The organism is Algibacter marinivivus, from assembly GCF_003143755.1.
Taxonomy (GTDB): Bacteria; Bacteroidota; Bacteroidia; order Flavobacteriales; family Flavobacteriaceae; genus Algibacter_B; species Algibacter_B marinivivus.
This window is the reverse complement of sequence record NZ_QFRI01000001.1, coordinates 146,535-166,814: the sequence shown is the minus strand read 5'-3', so window position 1 is coordinate 166,814 and position 20,280 is coordinate 146,535. Positions and strand designations below refer to the sequence as shown.

The following is a 20,280-nucleotide window of genomic DNA, read 5'->3' as shown; positions in this document are numbered from 1 at the left end:
GCAAATTTACTATAAATATGAAACAACTATTACTTTTATTTTTATTGGCTTTTTTACCTATATCTGTTTTCTCTCAAGTTCAAGGCCCACCTCCACCTTGTGGATATACTCCAGCTTATGTTTGTGATGATAATGATGATGGTTTTGCGGTTTTTAATTTAGTTGATTTATATCCTTTCACTTTCTGTCCAGCTGTTAACCCAGCTAATTATAGTTCAGTTACATATTATGAAACTGAAGAGGATATGAATAATGAAATAAACCCTATCAGTGACCCAGAAAACTATTTAAATATATCAAGTCCACAAACTATTTATTATAGAGCCAATAAAACTATCCCCGACGGTGATTTTGATATCCTCCAAAGTGAAAATATTATCGAAGTTAAAAGATTATCAGCGATTGAAAAATTAGAAACTTACGATACCGATTCTGATGGTTTTATGGTTTTTGATTTAACATCAGTAGAACTATTTTGTGGGTTTAATGATGAAAATAATTATACAGTTACTTATCATATATCACAAGCAGATACTGATTTAGGGGTTAATCAAATAGTAAACCCTTCTAATTTCTTTAATGCTACAAATCCGCAAACAATTTTTGTAAGAGCTGAACATAACAACACAGGTTACATAGAATCAACATCATTTCAAATAAGAGCATTATTTGCAATAGCTTACCCAGCTCCATATATTTTTGCTTGTGATAGTTTTGATTTGAGTGGTTTAGATACTGATATTTTAGGAAGCCAAAATCCAGATAATTTTGTAGTTACTTATTATTTAACTCAAAATGATGCAGAAAATAACATAAATGCTTTGCCATACCTTTATGACATAATTGGAGGTGCAGAAATTTATTCAAGAGTTGAAGAGAAAACCAAAGGAAGTTATGCTATAACTTCATTTATTATTACCATTGAATCTGGACCATCTATAAATAAACCAACTGCATATGAAATCTGTGATGATACAAGTAATGATGGATTTGAAGTTTTCGATTTGTCATCTAAAACAAGTGAAGTAGTTGGGAGTCAAACAGGTTTGTCTGTTAGTTACTATATTTCTGAGAGAGATGCTAATAATGGAAGAAATGCGCTGCCAAACAATTATAACAGTAGTTCAACTACTATATATGTTGGTGTGAAGGTTTTAGGCTCCTTGTGTCCTTCGGTTACTTCTTTGGATTTAGTTTTACAAGACTGTAGAGATGAAGACAACGATGGTGTAATTAATAGTGATGAAGATATAAACGAAAATGGAATTTTAACCGATGATGATACAGATTTAGATTCTATCCCAGATTATTTGGATGATGATGACGATGGGGATAATATTGATACTATAGATGAGCTTGCAGACCAATCTACCATATCTAGTAGGGCAGTTGCATCTAAAGGTTTAAATGAGGTTATAGATACAGATAGTGATACCATTCCAAATTATATTGATGACGATGATGATGGAGATGGAGTTTTGACAAAAGATGAAGATTATAATAATAATGGATCACCATTAGATGATGATACTAACGGTAATAATATTCCTGACTATTTAGAAAGCTCAGTTGCCCTTAATCTTGTGCATTTTAAAAAATCAACATTTTCAATGTTTCCAAATCCAGCGAGTGAGTTTATTGAACTGAATTTTGATAAGACTATTAACAAAACTATTAAAATAAACATTTATAATATTCAAGGTAAAAATGTCTATTCTAAAGTATCTGAGGACATAAATAAATCTTTAAAAATAGATGTATTTCAATTTTCAAAAGGAGTATACTTTTTAAAAGTCGGAGATGGCATTTCAGAAATCACAAAAAAGCTTATTTTAGAATAGTATGATATTCCAATGTAAGCCTAAAAGCTTCAGAAATTTTCTGAAGCTTTTTTATTGTAATTTAGTTTCACTAAAACCGACAGAACATTTTATCAACAAACAATTAAAACTTTAGATGAAAAAATCACTCCTCATAGTTCTAGCAATATCAATATTCGCTTGTAAAAACAAAACAGCACCAACTGTCGATTATTCAGAAGAAACACTTGATGTAACAACTAGTATCTACCCAGAAAACATTACAGGAATATTTGATGCTCACGGGAGTTTAGATAAATGGAATACCATGAAGTCTCTTGAATTTACCATGAAAAAACCTAACGGAGATGAGATTACAACAACACATTTGAAAAACAGAAAATCGCTTATAGAAATGCCAAACCATACCATTGGTTTTGATGGTGAAATCGTTTGGTTAAAAAATAAAGATACCGCAACGTATAAAGGCAATGCAAAATTCTATTATAATTTGATGTTCTACTTTTATGCGATGCCATTTATTTTGGCTGATGATGGTATAATTTATGAAGATGTTGCAGCATTAGAATTTGAAGGAAAATCATACCCAGGAATTAAAATTTCTTATGAAAGTGGCGTAGGAGAATCACCAGAAGATGAGTATATTTTATATTACGATTCAGAAACTAATAAAATGGAATGGTTAGGCTATACAGTAACCTATTTTTCAAAAGAAAAAAGTAAAGAATGGCATTTTATAAAATATAGTGATTGGCAAACCGTAGAAGGTTTAATATTACCAAAAACGTTAACTTGGTTTAAAGTAGAAAACAATTTGCCAGCATCTAAACGAAACGATTTAGAATTTACAGACATTAAAATTTCAACAGAAAAACCTGACTCAAGTATTTTTGATGTGCCAGCTGGTGCACAACTTATGGAGTAATTACAAAGGGTGTTTCTTAGCATAGTTTACCAATAAGGCAACAACATAATTGTAACTTTGCATGCCCTTACTTTGGCTATTAGCCTTTAAAAAATTACCATAAAATAGTTTAAAAAGTGGTTCAGCGGGATTTTCATGTGTACTCCAAAAATCCCGAACCTCTTTGTAGTTTTTTAAAATACCTGTGTTAACGTTTTCAACAACTGCTTCGTATAACGCTTCATCACGTCTGTAAATTTCATTTAAACAAAAGCGTAAAGCAAACGTATAGCCTGTATATTTAAAATAGATATTCTCGTGGCTAGTAGCAGCCATAAAACCAATAAAATTAGCTTCGTTTTCTGCAGCATAACCTAATTGATGAGCTACTTCATGTGTTGAAGTTGTTGGGAATTTATAGGTTGGAATCAACCCATCTACCTGTGCCTCATTGGTAAATGGATTCAAATACCCACTAAATCCCATATACGTTAAAGGGTAACTGTATATCGATTTCTTTAAACTTTTTGGGTAATATTCTAAATGTGGAAAAATACTTTTTAAATTATCATATCCAGATGGAACCATTTTAAAAATTTCACTTTTACTCAAAGGAACATCAACTTTAATTGTATCGTTTTTAGTGATTTCGAAGTGCAAAGCATTCGATTTTTTAATCAAAGATTTGGTTACACTTACTAATTGTTCTGTTGTATAATCATGTTCTAAATTCAAGCTTTTATGTAATGGTAAGCGATAATAATTCAATCCCCAAAACAAATGAAAAACACCATAAAATATCGAGCATGCAGCAATTATATCAACCAACCAACGTTTTGTGTCTTTTCGTAAACGCTTTCTATTTTTAAAAAACCATCTTATCACATAAAGAGACACAATGGTATAAATTAAATCTCCAAATGAAAATGGCAACCAACCCAACGTAAATCTAAAAACTCTTGAAATTATTGGGTATAATCCATTGCTATAATATTGCTCTATAAACTCTGGGGAATTGGCGAGTAGCTTTACTAATAAAATTTGAGGAATCAGCAACAGTGCAATAATTGTTTTTTTCTCTTTCAGCATGCTCAAAAATAGGAAACTATTTATAAATCCTAATAGTAATATGTACCTTTGTGTACAATTATCACAAAACTATGAACTCAGAAATAAGACAACTAGAACCCAAAGCATTGTGGAATAAATTTGCAGATTTAAATGCTGTACCACGACCATCAAAAAAAGAAGAACGTGTTATTGCTTTCATGAAAGATTTTGGTAAGAATTTAGGTTTGGAAACTATAGAAGATGAGGTTGGGAACGTTATTATTAAAAAGCCAGCTACCACTGGTATGGAAAATAGAACTACGGTTGTGATGCAGTCCCATTTAGATATGGTTCATCAAAAAAATGGTGATACCGTTTTTGATTTTGATATTCAAGGTATAGAGATGTTTATTGAAGGCGATTGGGTAAAGGCAAAAGGCACAACCCTTGGAGCAGACAATGGTTTAGGCGTTGCAACAATTATGGCTATTTTAGAAAGTACTGATATTCCCCATCCAGCCATTGAAGCACTATTCACCATTGATGAAGAAACAGGTATGACGGGAGCTATGGGATTAAAAGGTGGTTTGCTTTCTGGAGGCATTCTATTGAATTTAGATACTGAAGAAGATGATGAAATAGGTGTAGGTTGTGCTGGAGGAATAGATGTTACAGCTATTAGAACCTATGAAGAAGAGGAAACACCTGAATTTAAAATTGGCTATAAAGTTTCAGTTAAAGGCTTACAAGGCGGACATTCAGGAATGCAAATTCATGAAGGTTTAGGAAACGCTAATAAAATCATGAACCGTGTATTGTTTGATGGTTTTGAGAATTTCGGTTTACGTATTTCAGAAATTGATGGAGGTAGTTTACGAAATGCTATCCCAAGAGAAAGTAATGCTATTGTAGCGATTGATGCTATTCACGAAGATGCTTTTTTATTAGAAATGGCATTAATTTCTACAACTATCAAAAAAGAATTTAAAACCATGGAGCCTGATTTAGAGATTACTATTTCTAAAACTGAAGCACCAAAAAAAATCATGAATTTAGGGGTTCAAGAAGGACTTACAAGAGCCATATATGCTGCTTTAAATGGCGTGTATAGAATGAGTGCTGATATTCCAGAATTGGTTGAAACTTCAAATAATATAGCCAGAGTTAAAGTGAAAGATGGAAATATTCACATAGGATGTTTAACGCGCTCATCAGTTGAAAGTTCAAAATTGGATTTAGCAAACACACTTCGTGCTACTTTTGAATTAACTGGTTGTGAGGTTGAATGCTCTGGTGATTATCCTGGATGGACACCCAATATGGATTCTGCTATTTTAAAAGTGATGACAAAACTATATGAATATCTAAATGGAGAAAAACCGCATGTGGCTGCTTGTCATGCAGGGTTAGAATGTGGAATTCTTGGACAGAATTATCCTGACATGGATATGATTAGTTTTGGTCCAAATATTAAAGGTGCTCATTCACCAGATGAACGTGCTCAAATTTCGTCAGTTCAAAAATATTGGAAATTTGTATTGGAAATTTTAAAGGAGATTCCTGAAAATTAAATACACGTAATTTGCACTTAATCGATATTATTTGTATTTAATCTATTATTTATATATGTTTGACGATGATATCACTAAAAACGTTAAAAGCATTGTTTGCGTGAAACATAAAGTAAGCACCCCAAATCGCCTCTAAAAAGAAACATTAAATAATAATGCTTTTATGTTTTTATGATAAAATTATTCTATAGCTGAGATTTAATTTATTTGGATTTCTTTTGATAAACAATTTCACCATCAAAAATTGTCATAACAACTTCAGTATTTAGAATATTATTTTCTTTTACAGTCATCAAATCTTGGTTGTATACAGTGAAATCAGCTAGCTTTCCTTCACTAATAGAGCCTTTAATATGCTCTTCAAAAGCACCATAAGCTGCATCTAAAGTATAAGATTTTAAAGCTTGCTCTCTGGTCATTTTTTGCTCAGGTTCATAACCATTTTCAGGTGTTCCTTTTAAGGTTTTACGACTAACACTAGCATAGAAACTAGCAATGGGATTTATGGGTTCAACAGGCACATCAGTACCATTTACAATAGGTACACCAGTTTGTAGTAAATCTTGCCACATGTAAGCACCTTCTTTAATACGTTTTTTTCCAAGTCTATCTATAGCCCATGGTCTATCCGAAGACATATGTACAGCTTGCATAGCAGGAATAACTTGTAATTCTGCAAAACGTGGAATATCATCTGGATGTAAGTGTTGTGCATGTTCAATTCTAAACCTATGGTTTAATGCTGATTCTGGCATCTTTTTAAGCGCATATTCGTATCGATCTAGAATTTCTCTATTAGCCCGATCTCCAATGGCATGAGCACATACTTGGAAACCATACTTTAGTCCACTTAAAGCAGTTTCTTCTACAAATTCCATAGGTAAAGTTTCATGTCCAAAATGCCCTGGTCTATCGCTGTAGGGTTCAAGTAACCATGCACCTCTGGAACCTAAGGCACCATCACAATTCAACTTGACTGACCGTATTGTTAAAAGGTTTGCAGTATCAATCATAATACCTTTATCAAACCATTCATTCAATAATTCTTTATCCCAACCTGTAAGCATTGCGTAGATTCTGGTTTTTAACTTACCCTCTTGTTTCATGTTTTCATAAAGAGCAATAGTCTCTCTAGGAATACCTGCGTCATGAAAACTGGTTATGCCATTTCTAAGGCACGCTTTTACTGCAAGCTCGAATGCTTGAATATCAGTTTCTGGCGTTTTCTCCGGAATATGTCTATGAATTAATGACTGCGCACGTTCGTTAAAAATACCAGTAGGTCTTCCAAACTCATCCAAAATAACTTCTCCCTCTTTAGAATCAAATCTCTTAATACCTTCTTTGGCTAATATATGGAGTCCTGCGATTTCCATAGCTTTTTCATTAGCAAAACCTGCATGTCCACTGGCATGTTTTAAATACACTGGATTATTAGGAGATACTTCACTTAACCGATTATGTGTTTGAAAACCTTTTACCATTGTTTTTGGCATTGAATCCCATTTGCTTTGGTGCCATCCTCTACCTATAATCCATTCTCCTGGTTTTGCAGTTTTTACACGTTCTGCAACAGCATCAATGATGTCTTGATAACTTGTAGTGTTAATTAAATCTAGATTTAATTCATTATAACCTAAACTCATAAAATGACCATGCCCTTCAATTAAACCAGGTGTCATGGTTTTTCCTTTTAAATCAATAAGTTGAGTTTGGTCATTTTTAAATGCTTCAGCTTCTTTAAAATTTCCTGCAAATATTATGGTGTTATTCTTAATAGCAACAGCTTCTACAATTGGTTGAATAGAATCAACAGTATAAATTGGTCCACCATGAATAAGCATTGTTGCAAATTCTTTTTTTGAACTGGTACAACTAATAATAGAAATTAAAGTTATAACAATAATTAATTTAAAGGATTGCATTGATTTCATTAAAAAAATATTTAGACAATCAAATTACAACAATAAAATAAGATTTTATATATCAATTTTTGTTCATGGAACAGGATCATGACCTTTACCACCCCATGGATGGCAACTAAAAATACGCTTTATGGCTAGCCAACCACCTTTAAATAAACCATGTTTAATTAAAGCTTCTTTTGAATAATGGGAGCATGTAGGTTGGAATCTGCAAGTCGCAGGTGTTAAGGGTGATATTAAAGTCTGGTATACTTTTATCAGAAACAAAAATGGTGCAATGAGTAGTTTCATTAAATGTTATTGTATAATGTCTTGTTTTTAAGTAGATTAAGACTAAACAACTACTGCTAACAAAAAACTAATTGACAGAAAATGTAGTACCGTCTTTACCATCTTTAAGTTGAATACCAACAGCTAACAATTCATCACGAATTTTATCAGATAAAGCAAAATCCTTATTCGCTCTAGCTTCTTGCCTTAGCTTTATCAAAACATTAACAGCTCCAGAAAGTTTATCAGTACCAGAATCTGTTTTTGCTGTATTTTCAAGACCTAAAACATCGTAAACAAAATCGTTTATAGTATTTTTTAATAGGCTTAAATCTTCATTTGATACTGTTTCAGATCCATCCTTTATTTGATTGATATATTTTGCGGCTTCAAATAAATGGGCGATTAAAATGGGTGAATTAAAATCATCATTCATGGCATCATAACATTTTTGTTTCCATGCAGAAACATCAATTGAAGATGTTGAAGATGCTTTTAAATCATCTAATAAATTCACAGCATCCATTAATCTGAAAAACCCTTTTTCGCTAGCTAATAAGCCATCATCCGTTAAATCTAAAACACTTCTATAAGACGACTGCGCATTAAAAAAACGAATAACACTAGGAGAATACGCTTTACTAAAAAATGAATTATTTCCAGATAATAATTCATCAGGGTTAACAGTATTTCCTGTGGTTTTAGACATACGCTGACCGTTAAGCTCTAACATGTTAGCATGCATCCAATAATTAACTGGACTAATACCCTTAGCAGCTTCGTTTTGAGCAATTTCACATTCATGATGCGGAAATTTCAAATCCATTCCACCTCCGTGAATGTCAAATTGTTCGCCTAAATATTTGGTGCTCATTGCTGTGCATTCTAAATGCCAACCAGGAAAACCATCACTCCAGGGTGAGGGCCAACGCATAATATGTTGAGGTTCAGCTTTTTTCCATAGTGCAAAATCCTGAGGGTTCTTTTTGTCACTCTGTCCGTCTAATTCACGAGTATTATGAATTAAATCTTCAAGCTTACGCTTACTTAATTTACCGTACTCATTCGTTTCATTAAATTTATGCACATCAAAATAAACAGAGCCATTAACTTCATAAGCAAAACCGTTCTCAATGATTTTACTAATTAATTCTATTTGCTCAATAATATGTCCTGTTGCGGTAGGTTCAATACTTGGCGGTAAAAAGTTTAATGTGTTCAGTATATTATGAAAATCTACTGTATATCGTTGAACCACTTCCATAGGTTCAATTTGTTCTAAACGTGCTTTTTTAGTAATCTTATCTTCTCCAGCATCCGCATCATTTTCTAAATGACCAGCATCTGTGATATTCCTAACATAACGTACTTTATATCCTAAATGCTTTAAATAACGAAAAACCATATCAAAAGACATGAAGGTTCTTACATTTCCTAAATGAACATTACTATAAACAGTAGGTCCGCAAACATACATACCTATATGACCTTGGTTTATAGGTTTAAATATTTCTTTTTGGCCAGTAAGTGAATTGTATATTTTAATTGGATTGGATTGGTATAACTGCATTTTGGTTTGTTGATGAGTTATTAAAAGGGGTTTTTAGTCTAAAATTTTGTATCTAATTTAATGTAATCAAGAAACTCACGACGTGTAGCCATGTCTTTGAATTTTCCACCAAATTCTGAAGTCACTGTACTGCTTTCAATGTCTCTAATGCCTCTTGAATTTACACAAAGATGTTTAGCATCAATTACACAAGCCACATCTTTAGTTCCTAAAACTTCTTGAAGTTCTCTAACAACTTGGATGGTTAAACGTTCTTGTACTTGTGGTCGTTTTGCAAAATAATCAACAATACGATTCATTTTTGACAAACCTACAACTGTTCCGTTAGAAATGTATGCAATATGAGCGCGTCCAACAATAGGTAAGAGGTGATGCTCACAGGTTGAGTATACAGTAATATTTTTTTCAACAAGCATTTCTCCATACTTGTATTTATTATCAAAAGTAGAAGCGCTAGGTTTTTTATCTGGATTTAAACCTCCAAAAATTTCATTAACAAACATTTTTGCAACACGGTTTGGTGTACCGTTTAAACTATCGTCTGTTAAATCTAAACCTAAAGTTTCCATGATATGACGAACATCATCTTTAATAATGTCTATCTTTTCTTCGTTTGTTAGTTTAAAAGCATCATTACGCATTGGTGTGTTTTCAGAAGTACCAATGTGTTCGTTTCCTAATGCGTCAAAATCTTCTATATTGCTATCAAAAGCCATGATATATAAGTAAAAATTTAATTTGCAAAGATAAGCATTTCACTTTTCTTATGCTTGAAGTTAATAAATAATTAATATTCCAGTTAGTCTAGAATTAATTAATAAAATTACATGTAAATAAAAAAGCTTGAACATTTCGTTCAAGCTTTTTTATAATATTTTATGTAATCTTTAAATATTGAAGCTTAAAGATAATGTGATATTCGAATTTTCTCTATCTATAGTTGCTGTATCAGTAAGCCCAACATTATATAGTGGTGTTTCATCAGTACGTTCCCATTTGTCATAGGTAACGTCTAGTTTGGTGTTTCCAAAATTATATCCTAAACCTAGAGAATATCCTGTCAAATCACCAACAGTTATGCCATCAGTATATGGGCTTTCTTCAAAACGATATCCACCTCTAAAACTGAATTGTTGATGCTTGTATTCAGCACCAAATCTATATGTTGAAGCATCTGTTAAAACATCACTTATAGCATTGTTTAAATCAGTAAAGTCAGCTTCTGGGTTAAATTTAGTTTTACCATAGTCTTTTTTAGAGTAATCAAAACTTATCAAACCTTTCTTTGCAAAAACATATGCTAAACTTCCTGTTACTTTTGCTGGAGTCTGTAATCTATATCTAGGGTAAACGTTAACAATTCCTCCTATAAAATCTAAATCGGCATCAGCTTCGTTCGTGTCTATAAATTGAGTTGTTTCCTCTTCTATAGAATACCAAGTAGGAGAATCATAAGTAAGACCAACTCTAAACTCAGGAGATAATTTCATGATTCCTCCTAACTGAAATGAAAAACCATTACCTGTTGTAGAAAGATTATTGTCAAAATCAATAAAGTTTATTAATCCGCCATTTGAATTGTCTTCTTGTAAAGACGTGCTTCTTTGGTAATCAATAAAATGAGAATTTAAGTTAATTCCTATATATAAATTATCGTCATATTGAGCTGCAAGGTTAAATGAAATTTTTCCATTATATCCAGTGCTAGTATATAAGTAATCATGATTAAAAGTTCCACCTACGACATTGTTACTTGTATTGTAAGTTGTATTATTGTCATCATCTATATCAGGATCAAGAATATACGCTTGATACCCTAAAAATGCTTGTTGGTGGGCGAAACCAAATGCATTACCTATATCAGCATAAGCATCTTCAACAAACTCATCATCTAATAAAGAAATGTCTCCTAATCTAACACCGTCAGCATATTGATAAAAGTAGTTAGCAATAGAGTTTACAGGTACTAATTCATTGTCATTATTGTCAACTAATACAAAATTATTTGTGTTTGTACCTATGGCGTTCCAAACATCGTCAAAATTGTTTGTTCTATCATAAGCAATACCTAAGGTGAATTTTTTCCAAGGTGAGTTGGCATTTCGATTAACAAAAACAAATGCAACACCTCCCTGATTGATATCAAAATTAGAAGTATTGTTGATTGTTGCTCCATTAAAATAGCCAGTGTTATTATCTAAGTCAATGTTCGAACCTGTAAAAGAAGCATGACTTTGACTAAAAACTGCAGAACCAGCAGGATTTGCACTAACTGCGCTCATATCTCCTCCTAAGGCTCCAAAAGCACCGCTTAATGCTCTAAAACGAGCTGTTCCTTGAATTTCACTTTGCGAATATCTTACGGCATCACTTATGTCTTGCGCGTAAATTGTTGATATAGATAGTAAACCTATGAATAGTATATTTAACTTTTTTATCTGCATGTTTTTATTTTTTTATTAGGGGTATCAGATGTAATTGGCCATTAAGAAAATCAAATAATTTATGACTTGATATTATGGCTCATTATTTCATTTAAAATATTTTTCTTTAATGATAAATTGGATTAACGTCTTCTTCCTCCACCTGAAGATCTTGAACTACTTCCAGAACTTCTACTACTTGAAGATGATCTAGATGCTGAACTTGATCTTGAACTAGATGAACTTCTACTTGGAGTATAGCTTCTGTTGTTTGAAGATGAAGATCTTCTAGAAACACCAGAACTTGAGCTACTTCGTGTAGGTTGTCTGTAAACAGAACTAGAACTTCTTCTTGATGATGAAGATCTTGCTGTAGAATTTGTAGAAGGTGTTCTTGCTACTGTAGATCTTCTTGTAACACCCGAAGATGTGCGTGTACCGTTTGGATTATATACTCTTCTATTAGTTGTTGCAGAAGTAGAATTTCTAGAAACACTTCCTCTTCTTGATGTATTGTATTTAGATGTTGTTCTTCCTTGCGAGTTTACAGAGCTACGTCTATTTAAGTTATTACTACTAACACCTCTTCTAGAATTGTTTGAAGCATAACTATTTCTTCTACTTCCATTGTAAGCAATACTTCGTCTGCTGTAAAGCCCTCTATTATTAAAAAAACCTCTGTTGTAGAAACCTCTATTATATGCCCAAGCATTACCATAGAAAGGAGGGCACCAAAAAGGATCATTGAATCCCCAGTTGTTCCAGCCCCAGCCGAAGCCTCCGCCCCAACCCCAGTTGTTCCATCTATTCCAGCCCCAATTATTCCAACCCCAGTTGTTCCAACGGTTCCAGCCCCAGCCAAAACCACCATTCCAACCCCAGTTATTCCAACCGTTGTCTATATAATTTATTGTTATGCTATTGCTGTCTTGACCCCAGCCTGCATAGCCTTGGTAATTATTTTGTAGTGTATCGTTTTCAACATAATTCGGACCTTCATAGGCATCTATATCAGTGAATATTTCATCACCAGTATAAATATTTTCTGATTCTATAGATTTTGATCTAAAGTAATCTTTATAGAAGTCACTATTGTTTTTATTAGGTACTTCAACAACTGCAACAGTCTCAGTGTTTTGAGTTTGTACTTGAGGGGTGTCTCCATAAATCCCATCACTATCAACACCAACATATTGGTATGAGCCACATGAAACTAAGCCAAAGAGTAAACCAAGTAGGGCTAAAAATGGCATTTTTCTTTTTAGGTAGTTGTTAAATTGCATATCTCTATAATTTAATTGTTGAACATAACAAAAATAGTTAGTTTTGCTGAACTATTTTATATTTCCAATAGTCACAATATTTGTGCCAAAACAAAGATATGAGCAAAAAACTTACTAGTAGAGCAGAAGATTATTCAAAATGGTATAACGAATTGGTTGTCAAGGCAGACCTAGCGGAGAACTCTGCAGTTAGGGGTTGTATGGTAATTAAACCGTATGGTTATGCTATTTGGGAAAAAATGCAGGCAGAATTAGATAAAATGTTTAAAGAAACTGGACATCAAAATGCATATTTTCCACTTTTTGTTCCTAAAAGTTTGTTTGAAGCCGAAGAAAAAAATGCTGAAGGTTTTGCAAAAGAGTGTGCCATTGTTACGCATTATAGACTACAAAACGATCCTGATAAACCAGGAAAGTTACGAGTAGACCCAGAGGCTAAGTTAGAGGAAGAGCTAATAGTAAGACCAACCAGTGAAGCTATTATTTGGAATACATTTAGAGGTTGGGTACAATCATATAGAGATTTACCACTTTTAATAAATCAATGGGCTAACGTTGTGCGTTGGGAAATGCGTACACGTTTATTTTTACGTACAGCAGAATTTTTATGGCAAGAAGGGCATACGGCACATGCTACTAAAGAGGAAGCAATCTCTGAGGCAGAATTAATGAATAATGTTTATGCCACTTTCGTGGAAAAGTTTATGGCTATTCCAGTAGTTCAAGGATTAAAAACAGAAAGTGAACGTTTTGCAGGTGCAGACGAAACGTATTGTATAGAAGCATTAATGCAAGATGGAAAAGCATTACAAGCGGGGACATCACACTTTTTAGGTCAGAATTTCGCAAAAGCATTTGATGTTAAGTTTGCTAATAAGGAAGGTAAGCAAGATTATGTTTGGGCAACCTCTTGGGGTGTTTCAACACGATTGATGGGTGCGCTAATAATGACGCATAGTGATGATTTTGGATTGGTATTACCTCCAAGTTTAGCACCAAATCAAGTTGTTATTGTTCCTATATATAAGAGTGAAGAAGATTTAAATGCGATTACGGAAGTCGCAGATAGTATTTTAAGTGATTTAAGAGCAAAAAACATTACAGTTAAGTTTGATAATAGAACAACACATAGACCAGGAGCTAAATTTGCGCAACACGAATTACAAGGTGTGCCATTACGTATTGCTATTGGTGCAAGAGATTTAGCTAACGGTACTGTTGAATTAGCACGTAGAGATACATTAACCAAAGAAGTAGTTCCATTAGATAGTTTAAATGAAAAGATAGAAACCTTGTTAAAGGACATTCAAGAAAGCTTATTTAAGAAGGCTTCAGATTTTAGAAATGAGCATACTACAGAAGTAGATACTTTTGATGCATTTAAAACTGTTTTAGAAACAAAAACAGGCTTTATTTCAGCGCATTGGGATGGAACAAATGAAACTGAAGATAAAATTAAAGAGTTAACTAAGGCAACAATTAGATGTATTCCTTTGGATGGGAAAGAAGAAGAGGGTGTTTGTGTATATTCAGGAAAACCTTCAAAACGCAGAGTATTGTTTGCAAAGGCGTATTAATTTGTATTGAAAATCAGGTTGATATAAATTTTTTTAAAAAAAGATTATCTACCTCTTGCAACATTTAAAAATAGTTGTATTTTTGCATCCGCAATGGAAACATTGTATGTTATTTGAAAGATTATAGTAAGTATAGATTTAATAATTTATATTTGCGCACTCAAAAACTAATGGCCCGTTCGTCTATCGGCTAGGACGCCAGGTTTTCATCCTGGTAAGAGGGGTTCGATTCCCCTACGGGCTACAATTAAAAAATTAAGAAAGAAATAAAATGGCAAATCACAAGTCAGCATTAAAAAGAATTAGAAGTAACGAATCAAAACGCTTGATTAATAAGTATCAGCACAAGACAACTCGTAACGCAATTAAAAAATTGAAAGAGTTAACTGATAAGAAAGAAGCGGAAAAAATGTTTCCTACTGTAGTTTCTATGTTAGATAAATTAGCAAAGAAAAATGTTATTCATGCAAACAAAGCTGCAAACCTTAAATCTGGTTTAGCTAAGCATGTTGCTGCACTTTAATCCATTTAAAGTTCAAAAAGTAAAAGCTTCTCAATATTGAGAAGCTTTTTTTATGATTTTTTTTAACCTTCTTATAGTGAAAAAAGGTTTTTAAAATTTAAATTTGTAAAAACTTATAACCTTATAAAATTACCCTCTTGGAAAATAAAAAAGCAATAAAATTAATCGATAAGATTCTTAAAGATATAGACAAAACAGGAATCAATACTGATAAATTAATTGAAGACTTAAAGGAATTAAGAAGCTATGCTTTAGAGCAACAAGTGCCATTAGTAGTAAAAGTACTCAGATTAACTTATGAGCATATTCAAGAAACAGAATCTTTTATGATTCCTATACTTGATGATGAACCTATTGATGAGGATGGTGAAGTTGTTGCAAATGATGAAGTAGCGCCTGTAGAAAGCCTAAAATATGTTATTGCACTAATGAAAAATCTTAATAACAAAGGTAATATTGCCGATTTAAAAGAGTACAGAGATCTTTTGAATAGTTACTAATTAAGTAAATACTATTATACAAAAGAGCCTTTACAATTTTGTAAAGGCTCTTTTTAGTTTGAGTTAGTTATAGTTAGTTTTCCGTCTACACGGGAATGGTTTACCCATTCATAGAAATTAAAAATTCTTCGTTGTTTTTAGTTTGCTTGAAACGTTCGTTTATGAACTCCATAGCTTCAACAGGGTTCATATCTGCTAGATATTTACGCATTACCCACATACGCTGTACGGTAACGGCATCTAGTAAAATATCATCACGACGTGTACTTGAAGAAGTAAGATCGATTGCAGGGAAAATTCTACGGTTAGATATTTTTCTATCCAACTGAAGTTCCATATTACCAGTTCCTTTAAATTCTTCAAAGATAACCTCGTCCATTTTAGAACCTGTTTCGGTAAGTGCAGTAGCAATAATGGTAAGCGATCCACCATTTTCTATATTACGTGCAGCACCAAAGAAACGTTTTGGTTTGTGTAAAGCATTGGCATCTACACCACCACTTAATATTTTTCCAGAGGCAGGCTGTACCGAGTTGTATGCTCTTGCTAAACGTGTAATAGAATCTAAAAGAATCACCACATCGTGCCCACATTCTACTAATCGTTTTGCTTTTTCAAGAACGATATTTGCAATTTTTACGTGCTCGTGCGCTTCCTTATCAAAGGTAGAAGCAATAACTTCTCCACGTACATTACGTTGCATATCTGTTACCTCTTCCGGACGTTCATCAATTAATAAAATCATTTGATAAACCTCTGGATGGTTTGCCGCAATAGCATTGGCAACATCTTTAAGTAACATGGTTTTACCCGTTTTTGGTTGTGATACAATCATACCACGTTGCCCTTTTCCAATGGGTGCAAATAAATCCATAATACGCGTAGAAATCGTGCTTTGACGTTCTGCAATATTAAATTTTTCTTGCGGGAATAATGGTGTTAAATGTTCGAAAGACACACGGTCTCTAACCACATTTGGATTCTGACCATTAATTCTACTAACCTTAATTAAAGGGAAATATTTTTCGCCTTCCTTTGGCGGACGCACATTTCCTAAAACTGTATCTCCAACCTTTAAACCGAATAAACGAATTTGAGATTGCGATACATAAATATCATCAGGAGACGATAAATAATTATAATCAGATGAGCGTAAAAAACCATATCCATCTTGCATGATGTCTAAAACACCTTCACTCTCAATAATAGCATCAAACTCATAATCAGGCTCGCGGTAACGGTTTCTGTTATCCTTATTACCCTTATCAACATTACCATTTTTTTGGTTTCTATGTTGATTTTTGTTTTGGTTATTATGTCTTGGGTTTGGTTTTTTGTTGTTATCGTTTTGTGGCCTAGGGTTTGGCTTATGTACGGGTTTATTCTCTTCTTTATTTTGAGGAGCATCAGCCTTAGCAATAGCTTCGTTTTTTGGAGCAGCTTCTGGTACAGGTTTGTTATCTGCAGAGGTATCGTTGTTTTGTTGTTGATCGTTTCTAGCAGGTTTCTGTACGCGTTGTCTAGGTTTTCTAGCAGGCTTTTCAGTTTCTACTTTAGCTTCAGGTACAACCGCTTTAACGGCTTTTGGGTCTGCAGCTTGTTGATCTAGTATTTGGTAAACTAAATCTAATTTTTTCATTGAACGGTATTTTGGGACATTCAATTTTTTGGCAATCTCCTGTAAATCAGCGAGTTTTTTTTCTTTTAATTGTGAAATTTCAAACATTTATAATGTGTTGGATATTTGTATTTGAATACTATCTTGAGTTATTCTGAAATATGATTTTTTAAATCTGAAGAAATAACCGCTTGTGAGTGCGGTTGTTGTGAATTATTACTGCAATAATACAAATTTATTTTATTTATTAGCGTTAAATCTATTATTTTTGCGGTCTAGTTTTACAATTTATTATGTTACAACGTATTCAAACTATATACCTATTGTTGGCCGCAGGAGTTTCTGCAGGACTAATTTATGTGTTTGAATTATGGGTTACAGAAGCCAATGTAAAAATATTTGCTGCCAATGTTAATTATGTATTCGCAGCTTTTTTAACATCAGCTTTTTTCTCAGTTGTGTCAATATTCCGTTATAAAAATAGGAAGTCTCAATTTATGTTGGGTCGACTTAACATCATATTAAACTTTATTTTACTAGGATTTTTCGTGTATCAATCACTAAACATATCTGGAGAAACGGCGGTTTCAGAGAAAGGTATTGGGATGCTTCTCCCTATTGTTTCTATCGTGTTGTTGGCATTAGCCAATAAGGCCATCAAGAAGGATGAAGATCTTGTAAAATCAGTAGATAGGTTACGTTAAAAACCTTATATCTTAGTAGTATTAGTGCGTAAAACCCAGAGCGAAAGCTTTGGGTTTTTTTATTTTATGGGCGTTACCCTAAAGTCGGGCTTTACGTTATATCTTTTTTAAACGTCATAGAAAGGAGTGATCGACGTGGCTATCTGTTTATTATTTATTCTAAAGTTAGTTTTGTGTTAGTCAATTTAAAAAAGGATGCCACTACAATCCCTAACGCACGCATCTGCCAAGGTTATAGCTTATCCAATGTTCTGTCATTCCTGCTAAGGCATAAACTCACAGAAAAAGGAAACAAAAAAAGCCTGAAATACATTTCAAGCTTTTTTTAAATATGTATATAACTTAAATATTATTTAATCTCAACAAGTTCTAACTCAAAAGTTAAATCATGTCCAGCTAACGGGTGGTTAGCATCAACAACAATATGGTCTTCTTTAACTTCAGCAATTCTAAACTGTACCTCTCTGCCATCTTCACCTTTAGATGCAAGTCCCATACCAACCTCAGGAGTCATTTCTGGCGGAAGTTGTTCTTTCTTCACATCGTAAAATAATTCTTTTTGCACCTCGCCATAAGCCTCTGCAACAGGAATATTTATGGTTTTCTTCTCGTTAACTTCCATAGCAATAATACCTTTTTCAAAACCAGGGATAAGTGCGCCTTGTCCAAGAGTAACCTCTAATGGTTCTCTTTCAAGCGAGCTATCAAAAATTTGCCCGTTGCTTAATTTTCCTGTGTAGTGTACTTTTACTGTATCATTCTCTTTTACTTGACTCATAACTAATACTATTTTCTGTTTTTAAATAAGTTTGCAAATTTACAACTAATCAATAGAAATGTAGTTGCTTTTTTAGTTTTTTGGATGTCTAACAGGGAATTCAATAACCTCCAAATCATCAATTTTTTTACCATCAATAGTAAAACGAAGCATAGTTCTAACCTTATGGAACCCATGTCTACCAACTGCACCCGGATTCATGTGGATGAGGTTTAGTTTTTTATCAGGCATCACCTTTAAAATATGCGAATGCCCGCAAATAAATAATCGTGGCGGATTTTGTTTTATAGTCTCAATCACTCTACCATTGTATTTTGGCGGATAGCCACCAATATGCGTTATCCAAACATCTACATCTTCACACATAAAACGATTATGCTCTGGAAATTCTAAACGTACTTCGGCATCATCAATATTACCATAAACACCACGTAAAGGTTTTAAAGCTTTTATAGCATCGGTAACTTTTAAACTGCCAATATCGCCAGCATGCCATACTTCATCAGCTTGTTTAACGTACTTTAAAATGTCGTTGTCTATATAGCTATGTGTGTCTGATAAGAGGAGTATTTTGGTCATTAAATTGAAACTGTAATTTGTGTTTGTAAAGTTATTGATAATTCATTTAATCTATTTGAAATGAAAGTTATTAACTTGACTTTATTAAAAAATTCAGCTACCTTCGTTTACCGTCGGATGCAAAACATTAAAGCGTTTTCATATTCGTGAAATATTGTACTTAATTAATAACAACCAATAACTAAATTGAATTTTAAGCTAATTTTTTTACTCTTTTTTATTCTTTTAAGTGTAAATTCTTTTTCACAGAAAATTGTTGAATACTACGAACCAGCAAAAAATGATAGCCTTAGAGTTGGAACGGGAGAAAATGATTTTTTTCCTTTTATTCAAAAAGGTTATACTCTAATGCTTCCTGAAAACAAGAAACTTAAAGGTGTGCTTATTTTTCTTGAGGATTCAAGATATGACAAGAAGAATAGAAGCTCAAAACAAATGTATAATCAAGCATTTGAAAAAGACTTTGCAGTATTGTCAGTTTCAACCGAAATCCCTCTTGACTTTTACTTTACTAAATCATCTATGATTTCTACACATAAGCTAATTCAAGAAGTATTTAATGAGCATAATTTACCAAATGAAAATATTTTCTTTTTAGGAGCGAGTTTAGTGGGACATAGAGCGATGCAGTATATTAAATTTATGAAAGAGGATGATCTCGAATTTCAACTCAATGTTAAAGGTATTGTCATTTGCAATTTTACATTGGATTTTACAAGAAAATGGTATCAACACAAACGTGATATTAGAATTAATCGAATTGACCTTTGGGAACCGAAATTTATAAATTATTTATTGGAAACACATTTGAAGGGTACTCCCAAAACTAATCCAGAGAGTTATAACAATTTCTCATCTTATAGCTACTTTGATGAGAAAAATAAAAATGTTAAAATTTACAAAGGTTTTGCTGTTAGAGCATACATAGAACCTGCAATAAAATACAAGCTAACAAAGCAACTAAGAACTTTGTATGAAAATAATTCGACAGATATAGTTGGTTTTTTAGCCGAGTTGGAACTGTCAGGAAATAAAAATACTGAATTAATTGTTTTGCATCCTGAAGATAATCCATCCCAAAAAAAGAATACTCAATCAACTTGGGATGCAATAAATAAATATGGACTTATGGATTGGATTCTAAAGCAAATTGAAAAATAACTAAGCACAAAGCGATATAAAAAA

The 20,280-nt window shown here is 32.9% G+C and carries 18 protein-coding genes and 1 tRNA gene; 9 read left to right on the top strand and 10 right to left on the bottom strand.

Going from position 1 to position 20,280, the window contains the following annotated elements; translation table 11 throughout:
* Positions 1–17 precede the first annotated feature (17 nt).
* Positions 18–1,841 (top strand): T9SS type A sorting domain-containing protein, encoded by a 1,824-nt coding sequence (locus tag DIS18_RS00810; protein WP_146191771.1) that lies wholly within the window; start codon positions 18–20, stop codon positions 1,839–1,841.
* A gap of 115 nt (positions 1,842–1,956) precedes the next feature.
* Positions 1,957–2,745 carry a DUF6503 family protein gene (locus DIS18_RS00805; protein WP_109351149.1) on the top strand — a complete coding sequence of 263 codons (789 nt, stop codon included), beginning with the start codon at positions 1,957–1,959 and terminating at the stop codon, positions 2,743–2,745.
* Here the strand turns inward: DIS18_RS00805 and DIS18_RS00800 are convergent, their stop codons facing one another.
* A complete protein-coding gene (locus DIS18_RS00800) occupies positions 2,746–3,813 on the bottom strand; it encodes a DUF3810 domain-containing protein (protein WP_109351148.1) in 1,068 nt (355 codons plus the stop codon).
* Positions 3,814–3,884: 71 nt separating this feature from the next.
* On the opposite strand from DIS18_RS00800, the gene DIS18_RS00795 reads away from it, so the two are divergent.
* Positions 3,885–5,345 (top strand): aminoacyl-histidine dipeptidase, encoded by a 1,461-nt coding sequence (locus tag DIS18_RS00795; RefSeq protein WP_109351147.1) that lies wholly within the window; start codon positions 3,885–3,887, stop codon positions 5,343–5,345.
* 203 nt (positions 5,346–5,548) lie between these two features.
* Here DIS18_RS00795 and DIS18_RS00790 read toward each other — a convergent pair whose 3' ends face one another.
* The 6 genes from DIS18_RS00790 to DIS18_RS00765 form a co-directional block, all read right to left on the bottom strand.
* A complete protein-coding gene (locus DIS18_RS00790) occupies positions 5,549–7,279 on the bottom strand; it encodes an amidohydrolase (RefSeq protein WP_219930749.1) in 1,731 nt (576 codons plus the stop codon).
* A 63-nt stretch (positions 7,280–7,342) separates the two neighbouring features.
* Positions 7,343–7,561, bottom strand: coding sequence for a membrane protein insertion efficiency factor YidD (gene yidD, locus DIS18_RS00785; RefSeq protein ID WP_109351146.1), 219 nt, complete (start codon positions 7,559–7,561; stop codon positions 7,343–7,345).
* Positions 7,562–7,628: 67 nt separating this feature from the next.
* A complete protein-coding gene (gene cysS / locus DIS18_RS00780; RefSeq protein WP_109351145.1) occupies positions 7,629–9,110 on the bottom strand; it encodes a cysteine--tRNA ligase in 1,482 nt (493 codons plus the stop codon).
* Between the two features lie 38 nt (positions 9,111–9,148).
* Positions 9,149–9,826: a GTP cyclohydrolase I FolE gene (gene folE, locus DIS18_RS00775; protein ID WP_109351144.1), complete on the bottom strand. Its 678-nt coding sequence runs from the start codon at positions 9,824–9,826 to the stop codon at positions 9,149–9,151.
* A 171-nt stretch (positions 9,827–9,997) separates the two neighbouring features.
* Positions 9,998–11,554: an OmpP1/FadL family transporter gene (locus tag DIS18_RS00770; RefSeq protein ID WP_181363964.1), complete on the bottom strand. Its 1,557-nt coding sequence runs from the start codon at positions 11,552–11,554 to the stop codon at positions 9,998–10,000.
* Between the two features lie 122 nt (positions 11,555–11,676).
* Complete coding sequence (locus tag DIS18_RS00765) at positions 11,677–12,816, bottom strand: hypothetical protein (protein ID WP_109351143.1); 1,140 nt, start codon at positions 12,814–12,816, stop codon at positions 11,677–11,679.
* 98 nt (positions 12,817–12,914) lie between these two features.
* Between DIS18_RS00765 and proS the strand changes: the two genes are divergently transcribed.
* The 4 genes from proS to DIS18_RS00745 all read left to right on the top strand — a co-directional run bounded on the left by proS (position 12,915) and on the right by DIS18_RS00745 (position 15,416).
* Complete coding sequence (gene proS, locus DIS18_RS00760) at positions 12,915–14,393, top strand: proline--tRNA ligase (RefSeq protein ID WP_109351142.1); 1,479 nt, start codon at positions 12,915–12,917, stop codon at positions 14,391–14,393.
* A gap of 172 nt (positions 14,394–14,565) precedes the next feature.
* Positions 14,566–14,637, top strand: a tRNA-Glu gene (locus DIS18_RS00755).
* Between the two features lie 27 nt (positions 14,638–14,664).
* Positions 14,665–14,916 (top strand): 30S ribosomal protein S20, encoded by a 252-nt coding sequence (rpsT, locus tag DIS18_RS00750; RefSeq protein WP_109351141.1) that lies wholly within the window; start codon positions 14,665–14,667, stop codon positions 14,914–14,916.
* Positions 14,917–15,053: 137 nt separating this feature from the next.
* Positions 15,054–15,416, top strand: a complete 363-nt coding sequence (locus DIS18_RS00745) for a hypothetical protein (protein WP_109351140.1) — start codon at positions 15,054–15,056, stop codon at positions 15,414–15,416.
* 100 nt (positions 15,417–15,516) lie between these two features.
* Here the strand turns inward: DIS18_RS00745 and rho are convergent, their stop codons facing one another.
* The gene (gene rho, locus DIS18_RS00740; RefSeq protein WP_109351139.1) at positions 15,517–17,142 is read right to left on the bottom strand and encodes a transcription termination factor Rho; all 1,626 of its coding nucleotides are present in this window, start codon (positions 17,140–17,142) and stop codon (positions 15,517–15,519) included.
* A 185-nt stretch (positions 17,143–17,327) separates the two neighbouring features.
* Between rho and DIS18_RS00735 the strand changes: the two genes are divergently transcribed.
* Positions 17,328–17,738: a DUF4293 domain-containing protein gene (locus DIS18_RS00735; protein WP_109351138.1), complete on the top strand. Its 411-nt coding sequence runs from the start codon at positions 17,328–17,330 to the stop codon at positions 17,736–17,738.
* Positions 17,739–18,087: 349 nt separating this feature from the next.
* On the opposite strand, the gene DIS18_RS00730 is transcribed toward DIS18_RS00735, so the two are convergent.
* Positions 18,088–18,516, bottom strand: a complete 429-nt coding sequence (locus DIS18_RS00730; RefSeq protein ID WP_109351137.1) for an FKBP-type peptidyl-prolyl cis-trans isomerase — start codon at positions 18,514–18,516, stop codon at positions 18,088–18,090.
* Between the two features lie 72 nt (positions 18,517–18,588).
* Positions 18,589–19,095, bottom strand: coding sequence for a metallophosphoesterase family protein (locus DIS18_RS00725; protein ID WP_109351136.1), 507 nt, complete (start codon positions 19,093–19,095; stop codon positions 18,589–18,591).
* Between the two features lie 186 nt (positions 19,096–19,281).
* Here DIS18_RS00725 and DIS18_RS00720 point away from each other — a divergent pair, with 186 nt between their 5' ends.
* Positions 19,282–20,256, top strand: a complete 975-nt coding sequence (locus tag DIS18_RS00720) for a hypothetical protein (protein WP_245925550.1) — start codon at positions 19,282–19,284, stop codon at positions 20,254–20,256.
* The last annotated feature ends 24 nt before the right edge of the window (positions 20,257–20,280 follow it).

What these genes read in the sequence shown, in the direction of transcription:
- DIS18_RS00810 (WP_146191771.1), top strand. Translation starts at nt 18, where the DNA reads ATGAAACAACTATTACTTTTATTTTTATTGGCTTTTTTACCTATATCT.
- DIS18_RS00805 (WP_109351149.1), top strand. Translation starts at nt 1,957, where the DNA reads ATGAAAAAATCACTCCTCATAGTTCTAGCAATATCAATATTCGCTTGT.
- DIS18_RS00800 (WP_109351148.1), bottom strand. Translation starts at nt 3,813, where the DNA reads ATGCTGAAAGAGAAAAAAACAATTATTGCACTGTTGCTGATTCCTCAA.
- DIS18_RS00795 (WP_109351147.1), top strand. Translation starts at nt 3,885, where the DNA reads ATGAACTCAGAAATAAGACAACTAGAACCCAAAGCATTGTGGAATAAA.
- DIS18_RS00790 (WP_219930749.1), bottom strand. Translation starts at nt 7,279, where the DNA reads ATGAAATCAATGCAATCCTTTAAATTAATTATTGTTATAACTTTAATT.
- yidD (WP_109351146.1), bottom strand. Translation starts at nt 7,561, where the DNA reads ATGAAACTACTCATTGCACCATTTTTGTTTCTGATAAAAGTATACCAG.
- cysS (WP_109351145.1), bottom strand. Translation starts at nt 9,110, where the DNA reads ATGCAGTTATACCAATCCAATCCAATTAAAATATACAATTCACTTACT.
- folE (WP_109351144.1), bottom strand. Translation starts at nt 9,826, where the DNA reads ATGGCTTTTGATAGCAATATAGAAGATTTTGACGCATTAGGAAACGAA.
- DIS18_RS00770 (WP_181363964.1), bottom strand. Translation starts at nt 11,554, where the DNA reads ATGCAGATAAAAAAGTTAAATATACTATTCATAGGTTTACTATCTATA.
- DIS18_RS00765 (WP_109351143.1), bottom strand. Translation starts at nt 12,816, where the DNA reads ATGCAATTTAACAACTACCTAAAAAGAAAAATGCCATTTTTAGCCCTA.
- proS (WP_109351142.1), top strand. Translation starts at nt 12,915, where the DNA reads ATGAGCAAAAAACTTACTAGTAGAGCAGAAGATTATTCAAAATGGTAT.
- rpsT (WP_109351141.1), top strand. Translation starts at nt 14,665, where the DNA reads ATGGCAAATCACAAGTCAGCATTAAAAAGAATTAGAAGTAACGAATCA.
- rho (WP_109351139.1), bottom strand. Translation starts at nt 17,142, where the DNA reads ATGTTTGAAATTTCACAATTAAAAGAAAAAAAACTCGCTGATTTACAG.
- DIS18_RS00735 (WP_109351138.1), top strand. Translation starts at nt 17,328, where the DNA reads ATGTTACAACGTATTCAAACTATATACCTATTGTTGGCCGCAGGAGTT.
- DIS18_RS00730 (WP_109351137.1), bottom strand. Translation starts at nt 18,516, where the DNA reads ATGAGTCAAGTAAAAGAGAATGATACAGTAAAAGTACACTACACAGGA.
- DIS18_RS00725 (WP_109351136.1), bottom strand. Translation starts at nt 19,095, where the DNA reads ATGACCAAAATACTCCTCTTATCAGACACACATAGCTATATAGACAAC.